18 protein-coding genes are annotated in these 21,976 nt (G+C 70.9%); 10 read left to right on the forward strand and 8 right to left on the reverse strand.

From position 1 onward, the window contains the following. Positions 1-88: 88 nt before the first annotated feature. Positions 89-1,015, reverse strand: a complete 927-nt coding sequence (locus E3O22_RS05800; protein ID WP_134394425.1) for a rhodanese-related sulfurtransferase — start codon at positions 1,013-1,015, stop codon at positions 89-91. Between the two features lie 209 nt (positions 1,016-1,224). Between E3O22_RS05800 and E3O22_RS05805 the strand changes: the two genes are divergently transcribed. Continuing rightward, complete coding sequence (locus E3O22_RS05805) at positions 1,225-1,713, forward strand: YbhB/YbcL family Raf kinase inhibitor-like protein (RefSeq protein ID WP_134394453.1); 489 nt, start codon at positions 1,225-1,227, stop codon at positions 1,711-1,713. A 33-nt stretch (positions 1,714-1,746) separates the two neighbouring features. On the opposite strand, the gene E3O22_RS05810 is transcribed toward E3O22_RS05805, so the two are convergent. Both E3O22_RS05810 and E3O22_RS05815 read right to left on the reverse strand, forming a co-directional pair. Next, complete coding sequence (locus E3O22_RS05810) at positions 1,747-2,607, reverse strand: aldo/keto reductase (RefSeq protein ID WP_134394424.1); 861 nt, start codon at positions 2,605-2,607, stop codon at positions 1,747-1,749. A gap of 118 nt (positions 2,608-2,725) precedes the next feature. Further along, on the reverse strand, positions 2,726-3,697 hold the full coding sequence (locus tag E3O22_RS05815; RefSeq protein WP_134394423.1) for an aldo/keto reductase: 972 nt from the start codon (positions 3,695-3,697) through the stop codon (positions 2,726-2,728). Positions 3,698-3,865: 168 nt separating this feature from the next. Between E3O22_RS05815 and E3O22_RS05820 the strand changes: the two genes are divergently transcribed. Further along, a complete protein-coding gene (locus E3O22_RS05820; protein WP_134394422.1) occupies positions 3,866-4,312 on the forward strand; it encodes an alpha/beta hydrolase in 447 nt (148 codons plus the stop codon). A gap of 122 nt (positions 4,313-4,434) precedes the next feature. On the opposite strand, the gene E3O22_RS05825 is transcribed toward E3O22_RS05820, so the two are convergent. Further along, positions 4,435-5,073 carry a LysE family translocator gene (locus E3O22_RS05825; RefSeq protein ID WP_134394421.1) on the reverse strand — a complete coding sequence of 213 codons (639 nt, stop codon included), beginning with the start codon at positions 5,071-5,073 and terminating at the stop codon, positions 4,435-4,437. 203 nt (positions 5,074-5,276) lie between these two features. Between E3O22_RS05825 and E3O22_RS05830 the strand changes: the two genes are divergently transcribed. Next, positions 5,277-5,840 carry a thioesterase family protein gene (locus tag E3O22_RS05830; protein WP_134394420.1) on the forward strand — a complete coding sequence of 188 codons (564 nt, stop codon included), beginning with the start codon at positions 5,277-5,279 and terminating at the stop codon, positions 5,838-5,840. A gap of 96 nt (positions 5,841-5,936) precedes the next feature. Here E3O22_RS05830 and E3O22_RS05835 read toward each other — a convergent pair whose 3' ends face one another. From E3O22_RS05835 to E3O22_RS05845, 3 genes are all read right to left on the reverse strand, one after another. Next, positions 5,937-6,449 carry a hypothetical protein gene (locus E3O22_RS05835; protein ID WP_134394419.1) on the reverse strand — a complete coding sequence of 171 codons (513 nt, stop codon included), beginning with the start codon at positions 6,447-6,449 and terminating at the stop codon, positions 5,937-5,939. Between the two features lie 99 nt (positions 6,450-6,548). Then, the gene (locus E3O22_RS05840) at positions 6,549-8,171 is read right to left on the reverse strand and encodes an NAD(P)/FAD-dependent oxidoreductase (RefSeq protein WP_134394418.1); all 1,623 of its coding nucleotides are present in this window, start codon (positions 8,169-8,171) and stop codon (positions 6,549-6,551) included. 71 nt (positions 8,172-8,242) lie between these two features. Then, positions 8,243-9,250: a LysR family transcriptional regulator gene (locus tag E3O22_RS05845; RefSeq protein ID WP_134394417.1), complete on the reverse strand. Its 1,008-nt coding sequence runs from the start codon at positions 9,248-9,250 to the stop codon at positions 8,243-8,245. Between the two features lie 141 nt (positions 9,251-9,391). On the opposite strand from E3O22_RS05845, the gene E3O22_RS05850 reads away from it, so the two are divergent. The 5 genes from E3O22_RS05850 (at position 9,392) to E3O22_RS05870 (ending at position 18,947) form a co-directional block, all read left to right on the forward strand. Then, the gene (locus tag E3O22_RS05850) at positions 9,392-13,012 is read left to right on the forward strand and encodes a bifunctional proline dehydrogenase/L-glutamate gamma-semialdehyde dehydrogenase (RefSeq protein ID WP_134394416.1); all 3,621 of its coding nucleotides are present in this window, start codon (positions 9,392-9,394) and stop codon (positions 13,010-13,012) included. Between the two features lie 173 nt (positions 13,013-13,185). Further along, entirely contained in the window at positions 13,186-14,208 is a 1,023-nt protein-coding gene (locus E3O22_RS05855) for a 3-oxoacyl-ACP synthase III (protein ID WP_134394415.1), read from the forward strand. Continuing rightward, positions 14,205-16,955, forward strand: a complete 2,751-nt coding sequence (locus tag E3O22_RS05860; protein ID WP_241976534.1) for an alpha/beta fold hydrolase — start codon at positions 14,205-14,207, stop codon at positions 16,953-16,955. The genes E3O22_RS05855 and E3O22_RS05860 overlap by 4 nt, the downstream gene beginning before the upstream one ends. Before the next feature lie 103 nt (positions 16,956-17,058). After that, positions 17,059-18,027 (forward strand): NAD(P)-dependent oxidoreductase, encoded by a 969-nt coding sequence (locus E3O22_RS05865; RefSeq protein ID WP_134394414.1) that lies wholly within the window; start codon positions 17,059-17,061, stop codon positions 18,025-18,027. A 176-nt stretch (positions 18,028-18,203) separates the two neighbouring features. Next, a complete protein-coding gene (locus E3O22_RS05870) occupies positions 18,204-18,947 on the forward strand; it encodes an ABC transporter permease (RefSeq protein ID WP_134394451.1) in 744 nt (247 codons plus the stop codon). 62 nt (positions 18,948-19,009) lie between these two features. On the opposite strand, the gene E3O22_RS05875 is transcribed toward E3O22_RS05870, so the two are convergent. Next, complete coding sequence (locus tag E3O22_RS05875) at positions 19,010-19,447, reverse strand: Lrp/AsnC family transcriptional regulator (protein WP_104099917.1); 438 nt, start codon at positions 19,445-19,447, stop codon at positions 19,010-19,012. A 347-nt stretch (positions 19,448-19,794) separates the two neighbouring features. On the opposite strand from E3O22_RS05875, the gene ddaH reads away from it, so the two are divergent. Both ddaH and rocD read left to right on the forward strand, forming a co-directional pair. After that, complete coding sequence (ddaH, locus tag E3O22_RS05880) at positions 19,795-20,673, forward strand: dimethylargininase (RefSeq protein WP_134394413.1); 879 nt, start codon at positions 19,795-19,797, stop codon at positions 20,671-20,673. 20 nt (positions 20,674-20,693) lie between these two features. Next, on the forward strand, positions 20,694-21,938 hold the full coding sequence (gene rocD / locus E3O22_RS05885; protein ID WP_166784578.1) for an ornithine--oxo-acid transaminase: 1,245 nt from the start codon (positions 20,694-20,696) through the stop codon (positions 21,936-21,938). The last annotated feature ends 38 nt before the right edge of the window (positions 21,939-21,976 follow it).

The following is a 21,976-nucleotide window of genomic DNA, read 5'->3' on the forward strand; positions in this document are numbered from 1 at the left end:
CATCCAATCACGGCCTCCAATCACGGCACCGCCTCCTGCCTCGGGCAAGGAGCAGGTCGGCATCGGCGAGAGGGCGCACCGCGACCGGTCAGGCCCCGGCGTGCGCGTCAGCGTGGGCGGTGGCGTGGGCCGCGCACGCCGGGGCCGTGGCGGCGACGCAGCCCGGGCAGACGACGAGCTGTTCCCGGCAGGAGGCATCCCGGCAGTTGAGCAGATTCTTCGTCGGTTCGCCGCACACCGAGCAGCGCCCGATCACGGCGGTGTGGTCGCTGAAGTTCAGCGACATCCGCTGGTCGAAGACGTAGAGCGAACCGTTCCAGAGGCCGTCGTCGCCGAAGGCCTCGCCGTAGCGCACGACGCCGCCGTCAAGCTGGTAGACCTCGCCGAAGCCGCGCTCCTTCATCAGAGAACTGAGCACCTCGCAGCGGATGCCGCCGGTGCAGTAGGTGACGACGGGCTGGTCCTTGAGGTGGTCGTACGTGCCGCTCTCCAGCAGAGCCACGAACTCGCGGGTGTTGGCGACATCCGGCACGATCGCGTTCTGGAAGCGGCCGATCTCGGCCTCGAACGCGTTGCGGCCGTCAAAGAGAACGACCTCGTCGCCGCGCTCACCGACGAGGGCGTGCAGCTCAGCCGGGGAGAGCTTGGCGCCGCCGCCGACCACGCCGCCGGCGTCGACGCGCAACTCGCCGGGTGCGCCGAAGCTCACGATCTCATCCCGCACCTTCACGACCAGCCGGGGGAAGTCGAGGCTCAAGCCCTGCTCATCGAGCCCGGTGCCCTCGCTCCACTTGACGTCAAGATTCTTGAACGGGGCGTAGTCCCGAGTCTTGCGCAGATAGCGCTTGATCGCGGGAAGATCGCCGCCGACGGTGCCGTTGAGGCCGTCGGTGGAGATCAGGATTCGCCCGCGCAGGCCCAGCGATTCGCACAGGTCTCGCTGCCAGAGGCGCACGGCCTCGGGGTCGGCCAGCGGGGTGAAGACGTAGTAGAGCAGGATCTTCGGAATGGCCACCACGCCATTTTACCGAGCTTGACGCGTGGTTCACGCCGAGTCCCGCAAGCCAAACGCCGGGTCCGCTCCGTGCACGCCGGTTCGCTCCAGCAGGGCGCCGTGCGGGACGGTCGTCTAAACTGTTGGCAACCATTGGAGGCAACGTGGCCCGGAATGACCCCCTCGCCCGCTTCTGCGAGGTCCCGCTCTTCACCCTGACCAGCACCGACATGACCGACGGGGCCCCGCTCGCCGCGGCGCAGTTCGGCCTGGGGTCCGGTGGCCGGAACATGTCGCCGCAGCTGTCCTGGTCGGGGTTCCCGGCCGGGACGAAGAGTTTCGCCGTGACCGTGTACGACCCCGACGCGCCGACCGGTTCCGGGTACTGGCACTGGGCGGTCTTCAACCTGCCGGCGACCTGCACCTCCCTGCCGGCCGGGGCCGGAGCGTCGGGCGGGCGCCTGCTGCCCCCTGGCGCGGTCACCCTGCCCAATGAGGCCCGGCGGCCGGCCTTCGTCGGCGCGGGACCGCCGGCCGGCACCGGCACGCACCGGTACCAGTTCATCGTGTACGCGGTCGACGTGGCCAGACTCGACGTCGACCCGGACTCGACCCCGGCCGTACTCGGGTTCACCCTGCACTCCCACACGCTGGGCCGGGCCGTGCTGGAGGCCACGGGCGTGTTCGGCGGAGCCCCCGCCGACCTGAAACACCACTAGGCACCCCCGGAACGCCGTGCCGGCCGTGCGCGCTCAGGCGGCGTCGAGCGTCGCCGACTCCTCCGCTGTGAGCGTGAACTCGGTCGCCTGAACCGAATCGCGGATACTCTCCGGGCGGGAGGCTCCCGGGATCGGGATCACGTGAGGCGACTTCGACAGGTGCCAGGCGAGGCAGACCACCTGCGGACTCACTCCGCGTTCGGCGGCGACGGACGCGAACGCGGGGAACCGAGCCCCGAGTGACTCGGCGGATCGGATGCCGCCGAGCGGACTCCAGGGGATGAACGCGATCCCGAGCTCGTCGCAGAGCCTCAGCTCGGGCTCGCTGCTGCGGAACGCCGGGGAGAACTGGTTCTGCACGGACGTCAGGCGGCCGCCCAGGATCTCGCTGGCCATCAGGATCTGCTCCGGGTTCACGTTGGAGATGCCGGCCAGTTCGATCGTGCCGGCATCGAGCAGCTCGCTCAGGGCCCCGATCGAGTCGGCGTAGGGCACGGCCGGGTCGGGTCTGTGGAACTGGTAGAGCCCGATGGCGTCGCCGCCGAGGCGCTTCAGCGACGCTTCGGCGGCCCGCTTCAGGTGGTCGGGACGGCCGTCCACGGCCCAGGTGCCGTCCCCCGGCCGGAGGTGCCCGCCCTTCGTCGCCACGAGCACGTTCGACGTGTCGCCGCCCCACGACGCGATCGCGCCGGCAATGAGGGTTTCGTTGTGGCCGACCTCGTCGCTGTGCACGTGGTACGAATCCGCCGTATCGAAGAGCGTGACGCCCGCCTCGAGGGCGGCGTGAATCGTGGCCACGGAGCGTGCGGCATCCGGTCGCCCCTCTATCGACATCGGCATGCCGCCGAGCCCGATGGCGCTGACTTCGTGTTGGGCGATGAGTCTGGTCTTCATGAGTCCTTCGATCCCCGGGCGAGGCCGGTGTCCGGCCTTGCGGCCACGGTGAGGGTGAGGGTGAGGGGGAGGGGCGGAGCGTCGCCCGGCCCCGGTTGAGGGCGGTCGGCTGGTGGCATCACCAGGCGTAGTGCTCCGGCGCCGGCCGTCGGCCGGGGAAGATCTCGTCCAGCCGGGTGAGGGAGGCGGAATCGAGGCTCACCGTGAGTGCGCGCACCGCGGCATCCAACTGGCCCAGGGTGCGCGGGCCCACGATCGGGGCGGTCACCGCCGGCTGGTGCAGCAACCAGGCCAGTCCGACGTCTCCCGGCTCATGGCCGAGCTCCGCGCAGAAGTCCTCGTACTGCCCGATCGCGGCGCGGTTCTTCTCGAGCAGCTCGCTGACCTTGCCCTCCAGGCGGCGCTTGCCCTCCTGCTCCTTGCGAAGCACCCCGGCCAGCAGCCCGCCCTGCAGCGGCGACCAGGGGATGATGCCCAGGCCGTTGCTGACGGCGGAGGGAATGACCTCGAGCTCGATGTCACGGGTCAGCAGGTTGTAGATCGACTGCTCGCTGACCAGCCCGGTGAAGTTGCGCCGCGTCGCCTCGGCCTGGGCGGTGGCGATGTGCCAGCCGGCGAAGTTGCTGCTGCCGGCGTAGAGGATCTTGCCCTGCGCGACGGCCGTCTCCATCGCCTGCCAGATCTCGTCCCACGGAGTGTTCCGGTCAATGTGGTGGAACTGGTAGACGTCGATGTAGTCCGTCTGCAACCGGGTGAGGCTGGCGTCGAGCGCGCGCCTGATGTTGAGTGCGGAGAGCTTGCCTTCGTTGGGCAACCCGCTCATGTCGCCGTAGAGCTTGGTCGCGAGCACGGTTCCCTCACGGCGCGCACCGCCCTGGGCGAACCAGTTGCCGATGATCTTCTCGGTGCCGCCCTTGCCGGCGCTGTCGCCGTAGACGTTCGCAGTGTCGAGGTAGTTGATTCCGTGGCCGCGGGCCGAGTCCATGATCGCGTGGGCCTCGTCTTCCGGGGTCCACTGGCCGAAGTTCATGGTGCCGAGGCAGAGGCGTGATACCTCGAGGCCGGAGCGGCCGAGCTGTGTGTAGTCCATGGTACCCAGCATCCTCCCGCGACGAGCGGCCTGTCCAACCGAGGGTTGGGTGCGGCCGCCGGCGCGCGATCTCGCAATCGCGGGAGGGGCAGCGGCAGCTGAGGCTTTCTCAGCTTGCTCGCGGACCACTTACAGTTCAGGGGTGAACCAGATCCGCAGCTCCGCCAGATGAGCCACCAGACCCGCCCCGAACCGCCCCGCCCCAAGAAGCACCGCGAAACCAGCCTGTCTCGCGTCCCGGTGTGGGCCTGGCGGGCGCTGATGCACCGCATCTCGCCCGGCGAGCTGCATCGCTTCAACGCGGAACCCCTCGACGCCGTCGACTACCATTTCGATCTCGACTACGTGGACGACGGCAACGAGGTGTTGCGTTGGGTGGCCCGCAACATCGAGGAGTTCGGCGGGGATCCCCACCGGATCGTGCTCGGCGGGGATTCCGCCGGCGGCCACATCGCGGTCGACACGCTGATCCACGACCGGAGGCAGACCAACACGCGCCACACCTGGCAGCAGGACGGCGCACATCCGGAATTGCAAGAGGTCTACCGCCGCCTGGGTGCCGACGTGCGCCGCGTCGCCGGGGTGCCGCTCGCGGCCGTCGCAACCGTCGCCTAGATGGGGCCGCAGGGAAACCTTCGGACATCGGACATCGGACATCGGCCATCGGCTCACCGGGTCTGACAGGCCCGACCATCGGGGCCGATACCGGAACCGGGGTCGACCACCGGGGGGCAAGGTCAGGCTTGGGCGCCCGTCGCGGCGAGCACGCCGCCGAGGCCGATCATCATGACGCCGCCGCCCGCGGAGAGGTGCTCCATGCGGCGGGGGGACGAGGCGAACCAGTCGCGGGCCGAGCCTGCCGCGAGGGCCCACACGCTGTCGCCGAGCAGGGCCAGGAGCACGAACACGAGGCCCAGGGTCAGCAGCTGCAGCGGGACGGCCCCGGCCGAGTAGTCCACGAACTGGGGCAGCACGGCCACGAAGAACACGATCGACTTGGGGTTGCTGATCCCCACGACCGATCCCTCGGCCAGCAGGCGCCACTTCGTCTTCGGCACACTGCTCAGTCCGAGGCTCCGGGCGGCCGCGTGCCGGTGTCGGATGGCCTGCACGCCTAGGTAGACGATGTACGCGGCGCCGGCGAACTTGATCGTCGTGAACACCACGATGGACCCGGTCACGATTGCGCCGAGGCCCAGCGCGACGGCCGCGACCACCGGGATCAGTCCGAGGGCGTTGCCGAGCACGCTCAGCAGACCGCCGAGGCGTCCGAGCGCCAGGGACCGCCCGATCACGAACAGCACGGTGGGTCCGGGCAGCATGATCAGGGCGACGGATGCCAGCGCGAACGTCAGCAGGTTGGGCAACGGGACCATATACGAAAGGTTAGACCCGGCTGGGCGTCCGGGGCATCCGCTGTCGCGAGTGCGCCGAGTCCGGTCGAGAGTGACCCGCGGAACGGGCACGCTGAACCGGAGGCACTGTGGTAATCGTGCAGGTTCCGGTCGTGCGGGCCCGGATGCTTGTGGCTCGCGGCAGCAGAATGCGCCCCGGCACCGCCGGTGGCTAGCCTCTCAAGATGCACATGCTCTGGCGCACCCTCCTGCACTCCGTCCTCTCCCGCTTCGGCCCGCGCCTGGGCCACTACGACGTGGCCAGCACCCGGTTCATCACTGTGCCGACCGACCAAGACATCCTTCGGCACATGAACAACGGCGTCTACCTGTCGATCATGGACATCGCCCGCTTCGATATGCTGCACCGTACCGGCATCTGGGCGATCTTCCTGAAGCGCGGCTGGTACCCGGTGGTGGTGTCGGAGACGATCAGTTTCCGCAAGTCGCTGACCCTCGGCCAGAAGTTCACGGTGGAGTCGCGCATCCTGGGCTTCGACGAGAAGGCCGTCTACGTGGAGCAACGGTTCGTGCGGCCCGACGCCGACGGCACCCCGGAGGTCTACGCGCAGGGCTTCATCCGCGGACGGTTCCTGAAGCGCAGCGGTGGGGTCGTGGGCATCGACGAGCTCGTCGACGCCGTGGGCGCGGTGCCCGAGGACGTGACGGTGCCGGCCTGGCTGCTCGAGTGGAGCGCGGATGTCGCGATGCCCGCCACCCGCGCCGCCGCCCCCAGCCACTGGACCTGAGTGGGAGCGCGGTCCACGCGCCGTGCCTGCCGTGTCAGCGTCCACGCGGGGGATCAGCTTTGAACCTCCGCGAGCGACACAACCAATTGATCAGGACTAGACGGTGGGTTCGGTGGCCTTCTTGGGCGGGATGAGCTCACTGTAGTACTCGACGTGGGGCTTGTAGTGGGTCCGGGCGGGTATCGGCTGGCCGGTGCGCGCCGCCACGAGGCGGTCGAAGTAGTAGTCCCAGAACGGGCCGACGGTGGCGGCCTCGGCGGCGGAGTGCAGGCGCTGGCCGAAGGTGAGGGTGGTCATCCCCGCCCCCTCGACGAGGTGCAGGATCACGTGCCGGGCGGCGGCACCCTCGCCGATGTCGGCGGTGAACCGCTTCGGCGGGATGCACTTGATGATGCTCACGTATTCCCACTCGGCATCCGCTTCGTCCAACTTGAAGCGCACGGCGCCGGTCTCGGGAGCACCCGTGTAGGTTCCGATCCAGCCGTGGAGGCCGGCGGACCGGCTCACGCTCGCCCACACGTCTTCCTTCGACGCGCTGAAGAGCCGGTCGAGCATGAGGTACAGACCGTCTTCGCGATAGGCAAGGCGTCCGGTTGGCTTGAATGACATGCGAACCTCCACGGTGAGTGAGGCACGGGCCTCAGTCCAAAACTATGCCCTTCTCCGGGCGGGGACCAACAGCCACGCCCTCGGGCCGGGACCCGGCGCCTACCCCTCGAGCACCGCCATCGCCGCATTGTGACCACCGATGCCGCTGACGCCGCCGCCGCGTCTGGCACCCGCCCCACAGATCAGAATCCGCGGATGCTCCGTCGCCACCCCCCACCGCTCGGCCGCGGTGGATCGCGGCGCGTCATCCTCGAGGAACGGCCATTCCAGAGGACCGTGGAAGATGTTGCCGCCGGGGAGGTTGAGGGCGTGCTCCAGGTCGAGCGTGGTCTTCGTCTCGATGCAGGGCCGGCCGTCGGCATCGGTCAGCAAGAGGTCCTCGATGGGTTCGGCCAGAACGGAATTCAGCGACGCCAGAACGGCGGCTTGCAGCCGGTCGCGGCTGACGTCGTTGTTCTCCTCGGTGAGCCAGCGGTGCGGGGCGTGCAGCGCGAACACCGTGAGGGTCTGCGCGCCGGCGGCGACGAGCTCGGGGGAGAGGATGCTCGGGTCACTGAGCGAGTGGCAGTAGATCTCGCAGGGCAGCAACTCGGGGAAGCCGTCGTGGTCGGCCTGGTCGTAGGCGCTCTCCAGCTGGGTCAGGGTCTCATTGATGTGGAAGGTGCCGCCGAACGCGGCCTCGGGGGACACGGCCTCGTCGCGCAGCAGCGGCAGTCGGCGGAGCAGCAGGTTCACCTTGACCTGCGCGCCCTCCGGTTTGGCGTCGGGCCCCGCGCTCCAGCCGGCGCCCGGGCCGGCACCCGGCTCGACGTCGAGGCGCACGGATGCCGGCGCGGCCTCGCCGAGGAGACCCCGCAGCACCCACGGGGCCACGTTGGCAAGCACGTGCGCACCCTGAACGACCCGCAGGACGCCGCGGTGCCGGTAGCTCACCTCGCCCTCCGGCGTGACGCCGGTGACCTCGGCCTCCGTCACGATCCGGGCGCCGGCCTGCCGGGCGGCCTTCTCCAGCTCGCCGGAGACGGCGCCCATGCCGCCGACCGGCACGTCCCAGTCCCCGGTGCCGTTGCCGATGACGTGGTAGAGGAAGCAGCGGTTCGCGTTGAGCTCCGGACTGTCCAGCGACGTGAAGGTGCCGATCAGGCCGTCGGTGGCGACCACCCCGCGCACGAGGTCGTTCTGGAAGCGATCACGGAGCGCACCGCCGAGCGGCCGCTCGAAGAACTGCTCCCAGAGCCTGTCGTCTCCGAGCAGGGTCCTGGCCTCCGAGCGGGTGGGCAGCGGCTCGCAGACGGTGGGGAAGATCGCCCGGGCAACGCTCTCCGTGTCACGGTAGAAGGCATTCCAGGCGGAAAAATCCGCGGCCGCGCCGACCCGGTCGAAGCTGGCGCGGGTGGCCGGCTCGTCGCCGCGGTCGACCAGGAGTCCGGTTCGGGTGTCGGCCGGATCGGGGGTGTATGAGGAGTACCGGCGCCGGGCCAGCCCGATCTCGAGACCGAGCTCGTCGATGATCCGCTGCGGCAGCAGGCTGACCAGGTAGGAGTAGCGCGAGAGCCGCGCGTCGACGCCGGGGAAGGCCTGGGCTGAGATGGCCGCGCCTCCGACGAGTTCGCCCTGCTCGAGTAGGAGAACGCTCTTACCGGCCAGGGCCAGATAGGCGGCGGCGGTCAGGCCGTTGTGGCCGCCGCCGATGATCACGACATCGTGTGTGGGTTCGCTCATGCACCGAGACTACTCAGGAACCGAGACCAGCCCGGGGCGTCGGGCCCGCGCAGCCTGCCGGCGCGGCCGGGTCAGTCGGCACGTTCGAACGTGCCGAACTCGACGGTGTCGCCGCTCATCGACCAGGTGCCGACGAGCCGGTTGCAGCCGTCGGTGCCGGTCACGGACGAGTCGGGGGGGGCGGCGACCAGTTCCACGGCGCGGGCCAGGGCGTCGCGCACGGCGAGCACGCCCGGTCGGCTGGCACTCGAGCGCCGGGCCGAGGAGAAGACGGTGCGGAGCGGCCCGCCGGGAAGCTCGACACCGCGGACGGTCGGCGTCTCCCCGGCCCAGATCAGGTCCGGCAGGATGCCGACGGCATTGCCGGATTCGATCAGGCGGATGTGTGCGATCAGGTCGGCCGTCTCGAACCTCACGTCGGGCTCGAATCCCGCCGACCGGCAGAGCTGGGTTGCCCAGTGCCGCGAGGCGGTTCCCTCCGGCTCCATCACCCAGGGCAGATCGGCGGCGTCGGCAAGCGACGCTGCCGCCGCGCGGCCGCCGCGCGAGGGCGGAACGGCCAGCCGGAGCGCATCCGTCGCCAGGTTCACGCGGTCCAGGTCAGGCCAGTGCACCCGGGTGTGCCCGGGATACTGTTCGGCGAGCACGAGGTCGAAATCGCGCGCAGACACCTCGAACAGGCCGCGCTCCGGCTCGCGCTCGGTGACTTCGACCCGCAGCTCGGGGAACTCCTCGGCGAGCAACGTGAGGGCCTGAGGGATGAGGGCGTGCGCCGCGGACTGGAACAGGGCCACGCGCACCGTGCCGGACACGGTCGTCAGCGACGCGGTCATCTCCGCCTCGGCCAGTTCCAGCCGTTCGAGCAGGTAGGTCGTGTGCAGCACCAGAACCTCGGCCTGTGGGGTGAGCCGCACCCGGCGCCCGACCTTCTGCAACAGGGGAACCCCGGCCTCTTTCTCCAGTAGCGCGAGCTGCTGCGACACGGCGGACGGGCTGTAAGCGAGGGCCTCGGCGACTCCCGCCAGGGTGCCGCGGATCTTGAGCTCGTGCAGCAGACGCAGTCGGCGCACATCCAGCATCCGTCACTCTCCTCGATCGTCTCAATACTGATCATAAATGCTAATCAATATCGATCATAAAGATTCGCTTTTGCTAAAGGAACGAAAACCTCACACTGAAATTAGCCGTCCGCCGTGAACGAAAGAACTAGCCTCGTGACCATGACCAACTCCACTCCATCCGTGCAGCACGATCTCAGCGCCGATGTGGTCGCCCTCGTGCAGAAGTGGCTCGCCGAGAGCGCCACGATCCCCGCCGACCTGTCGGCCCAGCGCCTCGCCGGTGTGCTGAAAGACCCGAACGGGCTCGACTTCACCGTGGGCTTCGTCGACGGCGTCATGCGTCCGGAAGACCTCATGGTCGCCGGCTACAACCTGCAGAAGGTTGCGAGACAGGCGCCCGGCTTCCTGCCCTCCTACCTGCGCGGGGCCATCGGCCTCGGCGGCGTGCTCGGCCCGGTGGTGCCCTGGGTGGTCATCCCCGCCGCGCGGAAGGTGCTGCGCCAGATGGTCGGGCACCTGGTCGTGGACGCCACGCCCGAGAAGCTCGGTCCGGCGATCGCCCACCTGCGCGAGTCCGGCAACCGGCTCAACATCAACCTGCTCGGCGAGGCCGTTCTCGGGGAGAAGGAGGCGCTGCGCCGCCTCGAGGGAACCCGTGCCCTGCTGGCCCGCGACGACGTGGACTACGTCTCGATCAAGGTCTCCTCCATCGCCAGCCAGCTGTCGATGTGGTCCTTCGACGAGGCCGTCGACCGCGTCGTCGAACGCCTGACCCCGCTCTACGAGCTGGCGGCGGGGGGCGGTTCGACCACCGGGGGCGGCTCCACCACCGGGGCCAAGTTCATCAATCTCGACATGGAGGAGTACCGCGACCTCGATCTCACCATCGCGGTGTTCGAGCGCATCCTCGACCAACCCCAGCTGCGCCACCTGGAGGCCGGCATCGTGCTGCAGGCCTACCTGCCCGACGCCCTCGGGGCCCTGCAGGGACTCACCCACTGGGCACAGGGCCGCCGGGCCGCGGGCGGAGCCCCGATCAAGGTGCGCGTCGTCAAGGGCGCCAACCTGGCCATGGAACACGTCGACTCCGCCGTGCACGACTGGCCGCTGGCGACCTACTCCACCAAACAGGACAGCGACACGAACTACAAGCGCGTGCTCGACTGGGCCTTCACCCCGCAGAACACGGATGCCGTCAAGATCGGCGTCGCCGGCCACAACCTCTTCGACGTGGCCTGGGCTCACCTCCTGGCCACGAAGCGCGGCGTGGACGACCGGGTCGAGTTCGAGATGCTGCTGGGCATGGCCACCAGCCAGGCCGAGGCCGTGAGCCGCGACGTCGGCCGCCTCCTGCTCTACACGCCCGTCGTGAACCCGGCCGAATTCGACGTGGCCATCAGCTACCTGATCCGCCGCCTCGAGGAGAACGCCAGCCAGGACAACTTCATGTCGGCGGTGTTCGAGCTGACGAGTTCCCCGCAGCTCTTCGACCGCGAGAAGGAGCGGTTCCTGGCCTCTCTCGCGGGCCTCGACGCGGTCGTCCCGCAGCCGAACCGCCGCCAGGACCGCACCCAGGTCACCCAGCTCGATGCGGCCGGCCGCGGCGAGGTCCCCGCAAGCGAATCCGGCGATGACGAGGATGAATTCGGAGACGAGTCCGGCATCGGGCTCACCGCAGCCGTGCTCGGGCTCACCCGCGGCTCGATCGAGAGCCTGCCGCACGCCGGTTTCCACAACGAACCCGACACGGACCCGTCCCTGCCCGCGAACCGGGCCTGGGGTCGTCACATCCTGAGCCGGGTCGAGACATCCACGCTGGGGCTGGACGCCATCCGTGACGCCCGGGTCAGCGACCCGGCCGAGCTGGACCGCCTGATCGAGGCCGCGGCGGTCTGCGGCGCCGCCTGGGGGCAGCGCACCGGAGCGGAGCGCGCCGCAGTGCTGCACCGGGCCGGGCTCGCGCTCGCCGCGAACCGCGACCGCCTGGTCGAGGTGATGGCCGCCGAAACCGGTAAGACCATCGCCGAGGGTGACCCCGAGGTCAGCGAAGCGATCGACTTCGCCCACTACTACGCCGAACGGGCCCGCGACCTCGACGCCGTGCAAGGCGCGATCTTCGTGCCCTCGAAGCTGACCGTAGTCACCCCGCCGTGGAATTTCCCGGTAGCCATCTCCGCCGGCGGCGTGCTCGCCGCCCTCGCGGCCGGCTCCGGCGTCATCGTCAAGCCCGCCAAGCTTGCCCAGCGTTCCGGCGCGGTCATGGTCGAGGCGCTCTGGGAAGCCGGCGTGCCGCGCGACCTGCTCGTGCTCGTGGACCTCGCCGACCGGGAACTGGGTACCCGCCTGATCTCGCACCCGGCTGTCGACCGCGTCATCCTGACCGGGGGCTACGAGACCGCGCAGCTGTTCCGCAGTTTCCGCGAGGACCTGCCCCTCCTGGCCGAGACAAGCGGCAAGAACGCCATTATCGTCACTCCCTCCGCCGACCTCGACCTCGCCGCCGCCGATGTCATCAAGAGCGCCTTCGGGCACGCCGGGCAGAAGTGCTCGGCTGCGAGCCTGGTCATCCTGGTCGGATCGGTCGCCAAATCGGAGCGCTTCATCAGTCAGTTGACGGATGCCGCGACCTCCCTGCGCGTCGGCCGCCCCTCCGACCCGGTCACCCAGATGGGCCCCCTGATCGAGCCGGCCGAGGGCAAGCTGCGCCACGCCCTCACCACGCTCGGCGTCGGTGAAAAGTGGCTGGTCGAGCCCCAGCAGCTCGACGAGTCCGGCGCCCTCTGGTCGCCGGGCATCCGCACCGGGGTGCTGCCCGGCTCCTACGTGCACCTGACCGAGTTCTTCGGGCCCGTGCTCGGGGTGATGCACGCCCGCAACCTGGCGGAGGCCATCCGTTTCCAGAACGCGGTCGACTACGGCCTCACCTCGGGGCTGCACTCGCTCGACCCGGCCGAGCTGACCGAATGGCTGGACACGATCGAGGCCGGAAACCTCTACGTGAATCGCGGCATCACCGGCGCGATCGTGCAGCGCCAGCCCTTCGGCGGCTGGAAGCGCTCGGCCGTGGGCCCGGGAACCAAGGCCGGCGGACCGAACTACCTGTACGGGTTCGGCAGCTGGGTGAGCGAAGCCGGCCGCAACAGCTCGACACTCCACCTGCGCGGCCTCGACCAGACCGTCACCGCCCTGATAGAGGCGGCGCAGACCGTGCTCGACTACGCGGACTTCGACGTGCTGCGCCGGTCGGCGCTGAGTGACGCGCTGGCCTGGCGCGACGAGTTCGGCGCGGTCAGGGACGTCTCAGACCTCGGTCTCGAACGCAACCTGTTCCGCTACCGCCCGCTGCCCGTCACCGTGCGCCTGACCGAGGCCGGCACCCTCGCCGACCTGCTGCGCGTGATCATTGCCGCGACCCTGTCGACGGCGTCGTTCGAGGTCTCCAGCGCCATCCCGGTGCCGCCGATGGTGCGCAACGTACTCGCCGAGCGCGAGATCGCGGTCGCGGTCGAGAGCGACGACGAATGGCTGGAGCGGGCCCAGGCCGGTGGCATCCGCACCAGCCGGGTGCGCCTGATCGGCGGGGACCGCCTGACAGGGGCGCAGGCGGAGGCCTCCCGCCTGGCCCACGCGCTCGGCGGCAGCCCGGACATCGCGGTGTACGCACACCCCGTCACCCAGGCCGGCCGGGTCGAGCTGCTCCCGTTCCTGCGCGAGCAGGCGATCTCGATCACGGCGCACCGCTTCGGCAACCCGAGCACGCTCTCCGAGGGGATCATCTAGGGGCCGGGCTGCGGCCCGTGCGACGACGGCCGACCACAAGGCTAAAATAGGTCTGTGATGGCCGCAGTCTGCGGTCGACTGCACCAGCAGGAGTGCGGACAACGATCAGGCTTCTGGTGCACAATGATCGAGGCGTGGCTGACCACTGCTGCAATTCGACAGGGGATCCACAGTTGGACGGTAACGCAACGACGACGCACCGCAATGTCGCCCTGCTGTCGGTGGCGACCGAGCTCGCCCCGCAGGTCACGACCTCGGTGGACATCGATCGTCGCCTGCAGCCGGCCCTCAAACGGCTGAAGCTGCCGAGCGGCCTGCTCCAGCGGGTGGCGGGCGTGCACGAGCGCCGTAACTGGGCGCCCGGCCAGGCCTTCGACGACGCGGCCGTCACGGCCGGCAAGCGCGCCCTGGCCGCCGCCGGCATCCAGCCGGGCCAGGTCGGTCTGATGATCAACACCTCGGTGACCCGCAAGCACCTCGAGCCCTCGGTCGCCGTGCGCATCCACCACGGCCTCGGCCTGCCCTCCTCGGCCACGAACTTCGACATCGCGAACGCCTGCCTCGGTTTCGTCAACGGCATGACCCTGGCCGCACAGCTGATCGACTCCGGCCAGGTGCAGTACGCCGTGATCATCGACGGGGAGGACGCCGACGAGATCCAGACCAACACGATCGAGCGCCTCGGCCGCCCGGACATCAACCGCAAGGACTTCATGAGCGAGTTCGCGAGCCTGACGCTCGGCTCCGGCGCGGCCGCGGCCGTGCTCGGTCGGGCCGACGCGCATCCGGAAGGGCACCGCATCCTCGGCGGCGTGGCCCGCGCCGCCACCGAGTTCAACGGCCTCTGCGTCGGCAGCGTCGACGGCATGTTCACCGACGCCAAGGCGCTGCTCAAGGGCGGCATGGAGCTCGTCGTTTCGGCCTGGACCGAGGCCAAACGCGACTGGAACTGGTCGGGCATGGACCGGTACATCCTGCACCAGGTCTCGGATGTGCACACTGACGCGATCGTGAAGGCGACCGGGCTGGACCGCAGCCGGGTGCCGCTCACCTACCCGCTGTACGGCAATGTGGGGCCCGCGTCGATCCCGATCACCCTGGCCGAGGAGGCCGCGCGGCTCAGGACCGGCGATCGGGTGCTGCTGATGGGCGTCGGCAGTGGCCTGAACACGGCCATGATGGAACTCGCCTGGTGAAGCGCGGCTCTGCGCCCGTGTCCTACCGTCTCCCGCGCGCCGCCGCGACGCCGGCGCCCGCTTCCCTGCCGCCGGCCGGCCTGGCGGGGCTCGATGCCGCGTTCTCGCGCCTGGTGCCGGTCGTGTCGACCGCCTCCGGGCATCCGGTCACCCGCACCTGGCACCTGCTCGACAACGCGGAGCGTCTCGCCGAGCTGGGCGTGACCCCCGTGGGCACGGTGCTCTGCGTGCACGGTAACCCCACCTGGTCCTACCTGTGGCGCGAGTTCATCACGGCGGCGACGGATGCGGCCGGGCACGGCGGCGAGGTTTGGCGCGTCATCGCCGCCGACCAGCTCGAGATGGGCTTCTCCGAGCGGAGCGGCGCGGTGCGCCCGCTCGCCACCCGCGTGCGGGACCTGGGCGAGCTGACCGACACCCTCGGCCTGGCCGGCCCGGTGGTCACCTTCGGTCACGACTGGGGCGGGTCGATCTCGCTCGGCTGGGCCGTCGACCACCCGGACGTGCTCGCCGGGGTCATGCTGCTCAACACGGCCGTGCACCAGCCGGGCGATGCGCCGGTGCCGGCCCCGCTGCGGCTGGCCCTGCGGAGCAGCGTGCTCGGCTCCGGCACCGTGGCCACGCCGGCGTTTCTGGAGACGACCCTGGCACTGGCGCACCCGCCGCTTCCGGCCGCGGTGAAGCAGGCGTATCGCGCGCCCTACCGCGGCGCGGCCCGCCGCGGCGGGATCGGCGCGTTCGTCGCCGACATCCCGGTGCATGGCTCACACGAAAGCGCGGCCGAACTCGCCCGCATCTCCGGCGGCATCCGGGACCTGACCGTACCGGCCCTGATGCTCTGGGGCCCGACCGACCCGATCTTCAGCGATCGCTACCTCGACGACCTCGTGGACCGCCTGCCGCACGCGGACGTGCATCGCTTCGAGGGCGCCGGGCATCTCGTCATGGAAGACGTCGACTACGCCGCGGCCGCCCTGACCTGGCTCGGCGACCGTGCCGTGCCTGCCGCTGCAATCGCCTCCGCTGCCCCTCAGGTTGACGTTCCGGTCGAACCGGGTGTGGGCGGCTGGGCGGCCGGCGAGCGGCATCCGCTCTGGCACTACCTGGACGAACTGCAGAACAGCGACGAGACCGCGCTGATCGACATGGCCCCGCCCGGGGGCGGTGCACCCCGCGTCGTCAGCTGGCGACTGCTCTCCCGGCGGGTGCGGCAGCTCGCCTGCGGCCTCGACCGGATCGGCGTGCGGAAAGGCGACCGGGTTTCGCTGCTCGTCCCGCCCGGCGCCGACCTGACCGCGGTGCTCTACGCCTGCGTGCGGATCGGCGCGATCGTGATAGTCGCGGATGCCGGCCTCGGCCTACGCGGGCTGACCCGCGCCGTGCGCGGCGCGCGCCCCGACCACGTGATCGGCGCCGCCCCCGGGCTGCTCGCCGCCCGGGCCCTCGACTGGCCCGGCCAGAAGATCTCCGTGGCGCGGTTTCCCCGCGCCGCCATGCGCGCCCTCGACATCTCCGCCACCCTCGCCGAGCTGATCGCGCTCGGCGTGGACGAGCAGCTTCCGCCGCCGCCGGAACCCGGAGACACTGCCGCCGTGCTGTTCACCTCCGGCTCGACCGGGCCGGCCAAGGGCGTCGTCTACACGCACGGCCAGCTCGCCGCGGTCAGCCACGCGCTGTTCGCGCAGTACGGCGTGGGCCGCGGTACCGGCCTGGTGGCCGGCTTCGCCCCGTTCGCGCTGCTCGGCCCGGCCCTCGGCGCCCGCTCGGTGACCCCGGACATGGACGTGACGAAGCCGAAGACCCTGACCGCCGCATCCGTCGCCGCCGCGGTCGCCGCCATCGACGCGGCCGTGGTGTTCCTGTCACCGGCCGCGCTGGCCAATGTCGTGGCCACCGCCGGCAGCCTGACCGCCGCCGACCAGGTCAGCCTCGCCGGCGTGACGAGCTTTCTCTCCGCCGGTGCCCCCGTCTCCGAGCCGCTGCTCGCGGCCGCGGCCCGGCTGATGCCGTCGGCCTCCGCACACACGCCCTACGGCATGACCGAGGGGCTGCTGATGGCCGACATTTCGCTCGACGGCATCCGCGAGGCGACGGCGATGGCCACGGCGACGGATGCCCCGGCCGGCCCCGGCGGGGTCTGCGTCGGCCGCGCGACGGCGACCACGCGCATCCGCACGAGTGCCCTCGACGCCCGGGGGCACGCCACCGGCGAGCTGTTGGAGGCCGCCGGGGTCACCGGCGAGATCGTGGTCTCCGCGCCACACGTCGAGGACCACTACGACCGCCTGTGGCTGACCGACCGGGCCGCCCGCAGCGGCGCCGTGCCCGGTGAACGCTGGCACCGCACAGGCGACGTCGGACACTTCGACGCCGCCGGACGCCTCTGGGTGGAAGGGCGCCTGCCGCATGTGATCACGACGGCGACCGGCGTCGTGACCCCGGTCGGTCCCGAGCAGCGTATCGAGTCCGTCGCAGCGGTGGCCCGGGCCGCCGTCGTCGGGGTCGGGCCGGCCGGCACCCAGCAGGTGGTCGCCGTGGTCGAGACCCGCACGCCGACCCGCCGGGTCGCGCTGGCCGACCCCGGGCTGGCCGCCGCCGTTCGTGCCGTCGCGGGGCTGCCGCTGGCCGCGGTGCTGGTCGTGCCGCACCTGCCCACGGACATCCGTCACAACTCGAAGATCGACCGCACTCGGCTGGGGCGCTGGGCCGGCGGCATCCTCTCCGGCGCGCGGATGACCCGCCCGTGAGGCCACTCACGCGTCACGCGCAGGCTGCGCCGCTGCGCTGCCGGCACGCCGCGCGCGCAGCGGCGCAGCGCCCGCGCAGCGCAGTTTCACCGACGGCGCTGCCGTGAGGGTGCTCGTCACCGGGGCCAGCGGCTTCCTCGGCCGGGCCGTCGCGGCCGAGATCGCGGCCGCCGGACACGAGGTGCGCGCCTTCCAGCGCCGCCCGTCGGGCGTGCCCGGCGTGACCGACCTGCTCGGCTCGGTCACCGCCCCCGCCGAGGCCCGGCGCGCCGTCGCCGGAATGGACGCGGTCGTGCACCTGGCCGCCAAGGTGTCCCTGGCCGGCAGCCCGGCCGAGTTCGCCGCCGTGAACGTGGGCGGCACGCGCACCCTGCTGGCCGCGGCCACGGATGCCGGAGCCTCCCGCTTCGTCTTCGTGTCGTCGCCCTCGGTCGCCCACGCCGGGGCATCCATTGTCGGCAGCGACGCCGAGCCGGCCGACCCGGCCCGGGCCCGCGGTCCCTACGCCCGCACCAAGGCCGAGGCCGAACTGGTCGCCCTCGCCGCGGATTCGGCCGCCCTGCGCGTGGTCGCCGTGCGGCCGCACCTGGTCTGGGGCCCGGGAGACACCCAGCTCGTGGCCCGGATCGTCGAGCGCGCCCGCGCCGGACGCCTGCCGCTGCTCGGCCACGGCGCCGCCCTGATCGACACCACCTACATCGACAACGCCGCCACGGCCATCGCGGCAGCCCTCGATCGGGCCGACGCCGTGCACGGCCGCTCCTACGTGATCACGAACGGGGAGCCGCGGCCGGTCGCCGAACTGCTCGCGGGCATGTGCCGGGCCGCCGGCGTGCCGGCGCCGGCCTGGCGGGTCCCGGCCGGGGTCGCCCGCGGTGCGGGGGCGCTGATCGAGGTGGCCTGGCGCATCCGTCCGGGCGCCGACGAGCCGCCGATGACCCGGTTCCTGGCCGAGCAACTCTCGACCGCGCACTGGTTCGACCAGCGCCGCACCCGGTCCGAGCTGCAGTGGACGCCCGCGGTGAGCCTCGATGAGGGCTTCCGCCGCCTCGCCGCCTCGTACGACGGCTAGCTTTCTCGGGCACTGGCGGCCTCAACGGATGCCCAGGGCCGTCCGCACGATCGCCGGCGCCTCTCCTGCGCGCTGACGGAGCCCAGTCGTTGGCGGGTTCCGATCACCGGGGCCTGCCGGGCGCGGCGGCTCGCTAGGCTCGTCACGTGACCTGGCCCCGCGACCTCCCCGCCCAGATGGCCGGACTCGCGCCGACCCTGCTCGGGATCGCGCTGCTTATCGCGATCGTCACGCTGGTGCTGCGCGGCTACCGCGTGTCGCATCCGTTCGCGCCGGCCCTCGCCGTGCTGCGCGGCGCCCTGCAGCTCGCCGCGATCAGCCTGATCCTCAGCGGCATCATCTCCGACCCGTTCTGGGTCGGCGTGGGTCTGGCGGTCATGTTCACCGCGGCGGTCGGCACGGTCACCCGCCGGATCGGCGCCACCCGGCGGCACGCGGCCTGGGTGGCCGCCTCGATGGGCCTGGGCGTGATGGTCACCCTCCTCGTGGTCTTCGGCACCGGCGCGCTCGAGTTCACGCCGCGCTACGTGTTGTCGTTCGGTGGCATCATCATCGGCAACGCCATGTCGATCGCCACGCTCTCCGGCCGGCGCTTCACCGAGGGCGTGACCGAGCACTGGGAGGAGGTCGAGGGCTGGCTGGCCCTCGGCGCCACCCCGCGCCAGTCCACCCGGGAACTGGCCCGCCGCGCGGTGTACTTCGCTCTGATCCCCTCGACCGACCAGACGAAGACCACCGGGCTGGTCACGCTGCCCGGGGCCTTCGTGGGAGCGATTTTCGGTGGCGCCTCGCCGCTCGAGGCCGGGCGGTTCCAGATCGTGGTGCTTGCCGGCATCCTCTGCGCCGGATCGGTCGCGGCGGTCGCCCTGATCCACCTGCTGGCCCCCGTGACCCGGCGCCCCGTCCCGGTGCCGGGCTAGCGACACGCGCCGCGCTGATGCCCTCGGCGCCGGCCGGTCCGATCCTGCTGGGAGCCGCGCGGCTACTCGGCGGACCGGTGGATCAGCCGGGAGAGCACGATCGCGCTGCGGGTGTGGTCCACGTTGGGTGCCAGACGCACCTTTTCCAGCGCCGCCTCCAGACCTGGGATGTCCCGGGCCCGGATGTGCACGATGGCGTCGGCGCTGCCCGTGACGGTTCCGGCGTCCACGACCTCCGGCACCCCGGACAGGATTCGCAACAATTCCTCGGGCGCCACGGTGCCGCGGCAGAACAGCTCGACGTAGGCCTCGGTGCTCATGCCGTCGATGGCCGGATCCACCTGGATGGTGAAACCGCGGATGACGCGGTCGGCCACGAGCCGGTCGACCCGGCGTTTCACGGCCGACGCCGAGAGTCCGACGACCGAGCCGATATCGCCGTAGCCCGCCCGGGCGTTCTGGCGGAGCAGGTCGAGAATGCCACGGTCGAGGTTGTCCATGCCGAGAGTCTAGGGGGCATCGTTGCGCTGGCGCACTCATGAACGCAGAAAACCCGCGCCCGATAGCGCAATTCACTGGATAGCTGCGCCGTGGCGAGCGGATCTACGGGCGAACGTGCGGCATCCGTCATCGCCCGGTGTGGCGGAAAACTGCGTGAGGGGCCGGACGCGCGCACGTTTTCGGCGCAGAGTGGGGTGCACATCCGATTCGTGCTGTGTGAGACTAAGCATGGCGTCTCTGCCCAGGCGTTTCGTGCCGGCAGAGCTCTCGTGAGTGACCTGGTCCGCCATCCACCCCGCCAGCCGACCTCACCCGAAGAGGGCGGATGGCCGCCGAAGGAGTCACCATGACGACCAACCTCACCGCCCCGAACCTGGACGAGCTCGTCTCGCCGGCCCTGCCCGTGCGCACGCCCGTCAAGCGCACCGTGCTGATGTGCAAGCCCGACTTCTTCTCCGTCGTCTACCGCATCAACCCCTGGATGGATCCCGCCATCCCGACGGACACCGCGCTCGCCGTCGCCCAGTGGCAGACGCTGTACGACACCTATGTCGGCCTCGGCTTCGACGTGCACCTGATCGACCCCGTCGACGGCCTGCCGGACATGGTCTACGCGGCCAATGGTGGATTCGTCATCGACAACATCGCCTACGGCGCGGCCTTCACCTACGCCGAACGCCAGCCGGAAGGTTCGGCCTACATGGACTGGTTCGGCGCCAACGGCTTCGACGTGCGCGTGCCGGCGGAGATCAACGAGGGCGAGGGCGACTTCCTGCTCGTGGGCGACGTGATCCTCGCGGGCACCGGGTTCCGCAGCGCCTCGAACAGCCATGAAGAGGTGTCGGCGATCTACGGCCGCCCCGTGATCACGCTCAACCTGATCAATCCGAGCTTCTACCACCTCGACACGGCCATCGCCGTGCTCGACGCGTCGCCGGCCACGGGCAACGGTGAGATCGCCTACCTGCCGAGCGCGTTCGACGAGCCGAGCCTGGCCATCCTGCGCGAGCGATTCCCGGACGCCATCATCGTCGCCGAGGAGGACGCGGCCATCCTCGGCCTCAACTCCTATTCCGACGGCTACAACGTGGTCATCGCCGCGCGGGCGAAGGGCTTCGAGGCCCAGCTGCGCGCCCGCGGCTTCAACCCGATCGGGGTCGACCTGTCCGAGCTGCTGCTCGGTGGAGGAGGAGTGAAGTGCTGCACCCTGGAGCTGCGCCGATGACCGACCAGGCCACCGACCAGATGACCGACCAGGCCACCGCCCCGGCCGCCGCGCTCGGACCGGCCGCGTATATCGCGCTGGAAGACGAGCACGCGGCCCACAACTATCATCCGCTGCCCGTGGTCGTCGCGTCCGGCGACGGCGCGTGGGTGACGGATGTCGACGGCCGCCGCTACCTGGACTGCCTGGCCGCGTACTCCGCGGTCAACTTCGGCCACTCCAACCCGCTCCTGTTGGACGCCGCTCGCGAGCAACTGGGCCGCATCACGCTCACCAGCCGCGCCTTCCACAACGACCAGCTCGGCCCGTTCGTGACCGCGCTCGCCGAGCTCTCCGGCAAGGACATGGTCCTGCCGATGAACACGGGCGCCGAGGCGGTGGAGTCCGGCATCAAGGTGGCCCGCGCCTGGGGCTACCGGGTCAAGGGCGTCGCCGCCGGGATGGCGAACATCATCGTGGCCGGGGAGAACTTCCACGGCCGCACCACCACGATCATCAGCTTCTCTGACGACGAGTCGGCCCGTAAGGATTTCGGGCCGTTCACGCCGGGGTTCCGCACGGTTCCCTACGGGGACGCCGCGGCCCTCGAGGCCGCGATCGACGCGAACACGGTCGCGGTGCTGCTCGAACCCATCCAGGGCGAGGCCGGCATCGTCGTGCCGCCGGCCGACTACCTGCCGGCCGTGCGCGAAATCACGAACCGCCACAATGTGCTGTTCATCGCCGACGAGATCCAGTCCGGCCTCGGCCGCACGGGCGCGACCTTCGCCTGCGACCTGGTGGGCGTCGTTCCTGACCTCTACCTGCTCGGCAAGGCACTCGGCGGCGGCATCGTGCCGGTCTCGGCGGTCGTCGGCAATCGGGACATCCTCGGCGTGCTCCGCCCCGGCGAGCACGGTTCGACCTTCGGCGGCAACCCGCTGGCGGCGGCCGTCGGCCTCGCCGTGGTGAAACTGCTGGCCACCGGCGAACTGCAGGAGCGAGCGCGCGTTCTCGGCGCCCGCCTGCACGACGGGTTGACCGGATTGATCGGCCAGGGCGTCGTGGCCGTGCGTGGCGCCGGCCTCTGGGCCGGCATCGATATCGACCCGACGCTGGCCTCCGGCCGGGTGGTCTGCGAGGCCCTCCTGGCCCGCGGCCTGCTCGCGAAGGACACCCACGGCTTCACCATCCGGCTGGCCCCGCCGATCGTGGTCTCCGAGGCCGACCTCGACTGGGCGGTCGAGCAGTTGGCCGCCGTGCTCGCGGAGCTCGCCGCCGCGTAGCCGAGCCGCCGAGTTGTCCCGCCTGTGCCGAGTCGACC

This window comes from Cryobacterium sp. TMT2-18-2 (assembly GCF_004402245.1).
Classification (GTDB): Bacteria; Actinomycetota; Actinomycetes; order Actinomycetales; family Microbacteriaceae; genus Cryobacterium; species Cryobacterium sandaracinum.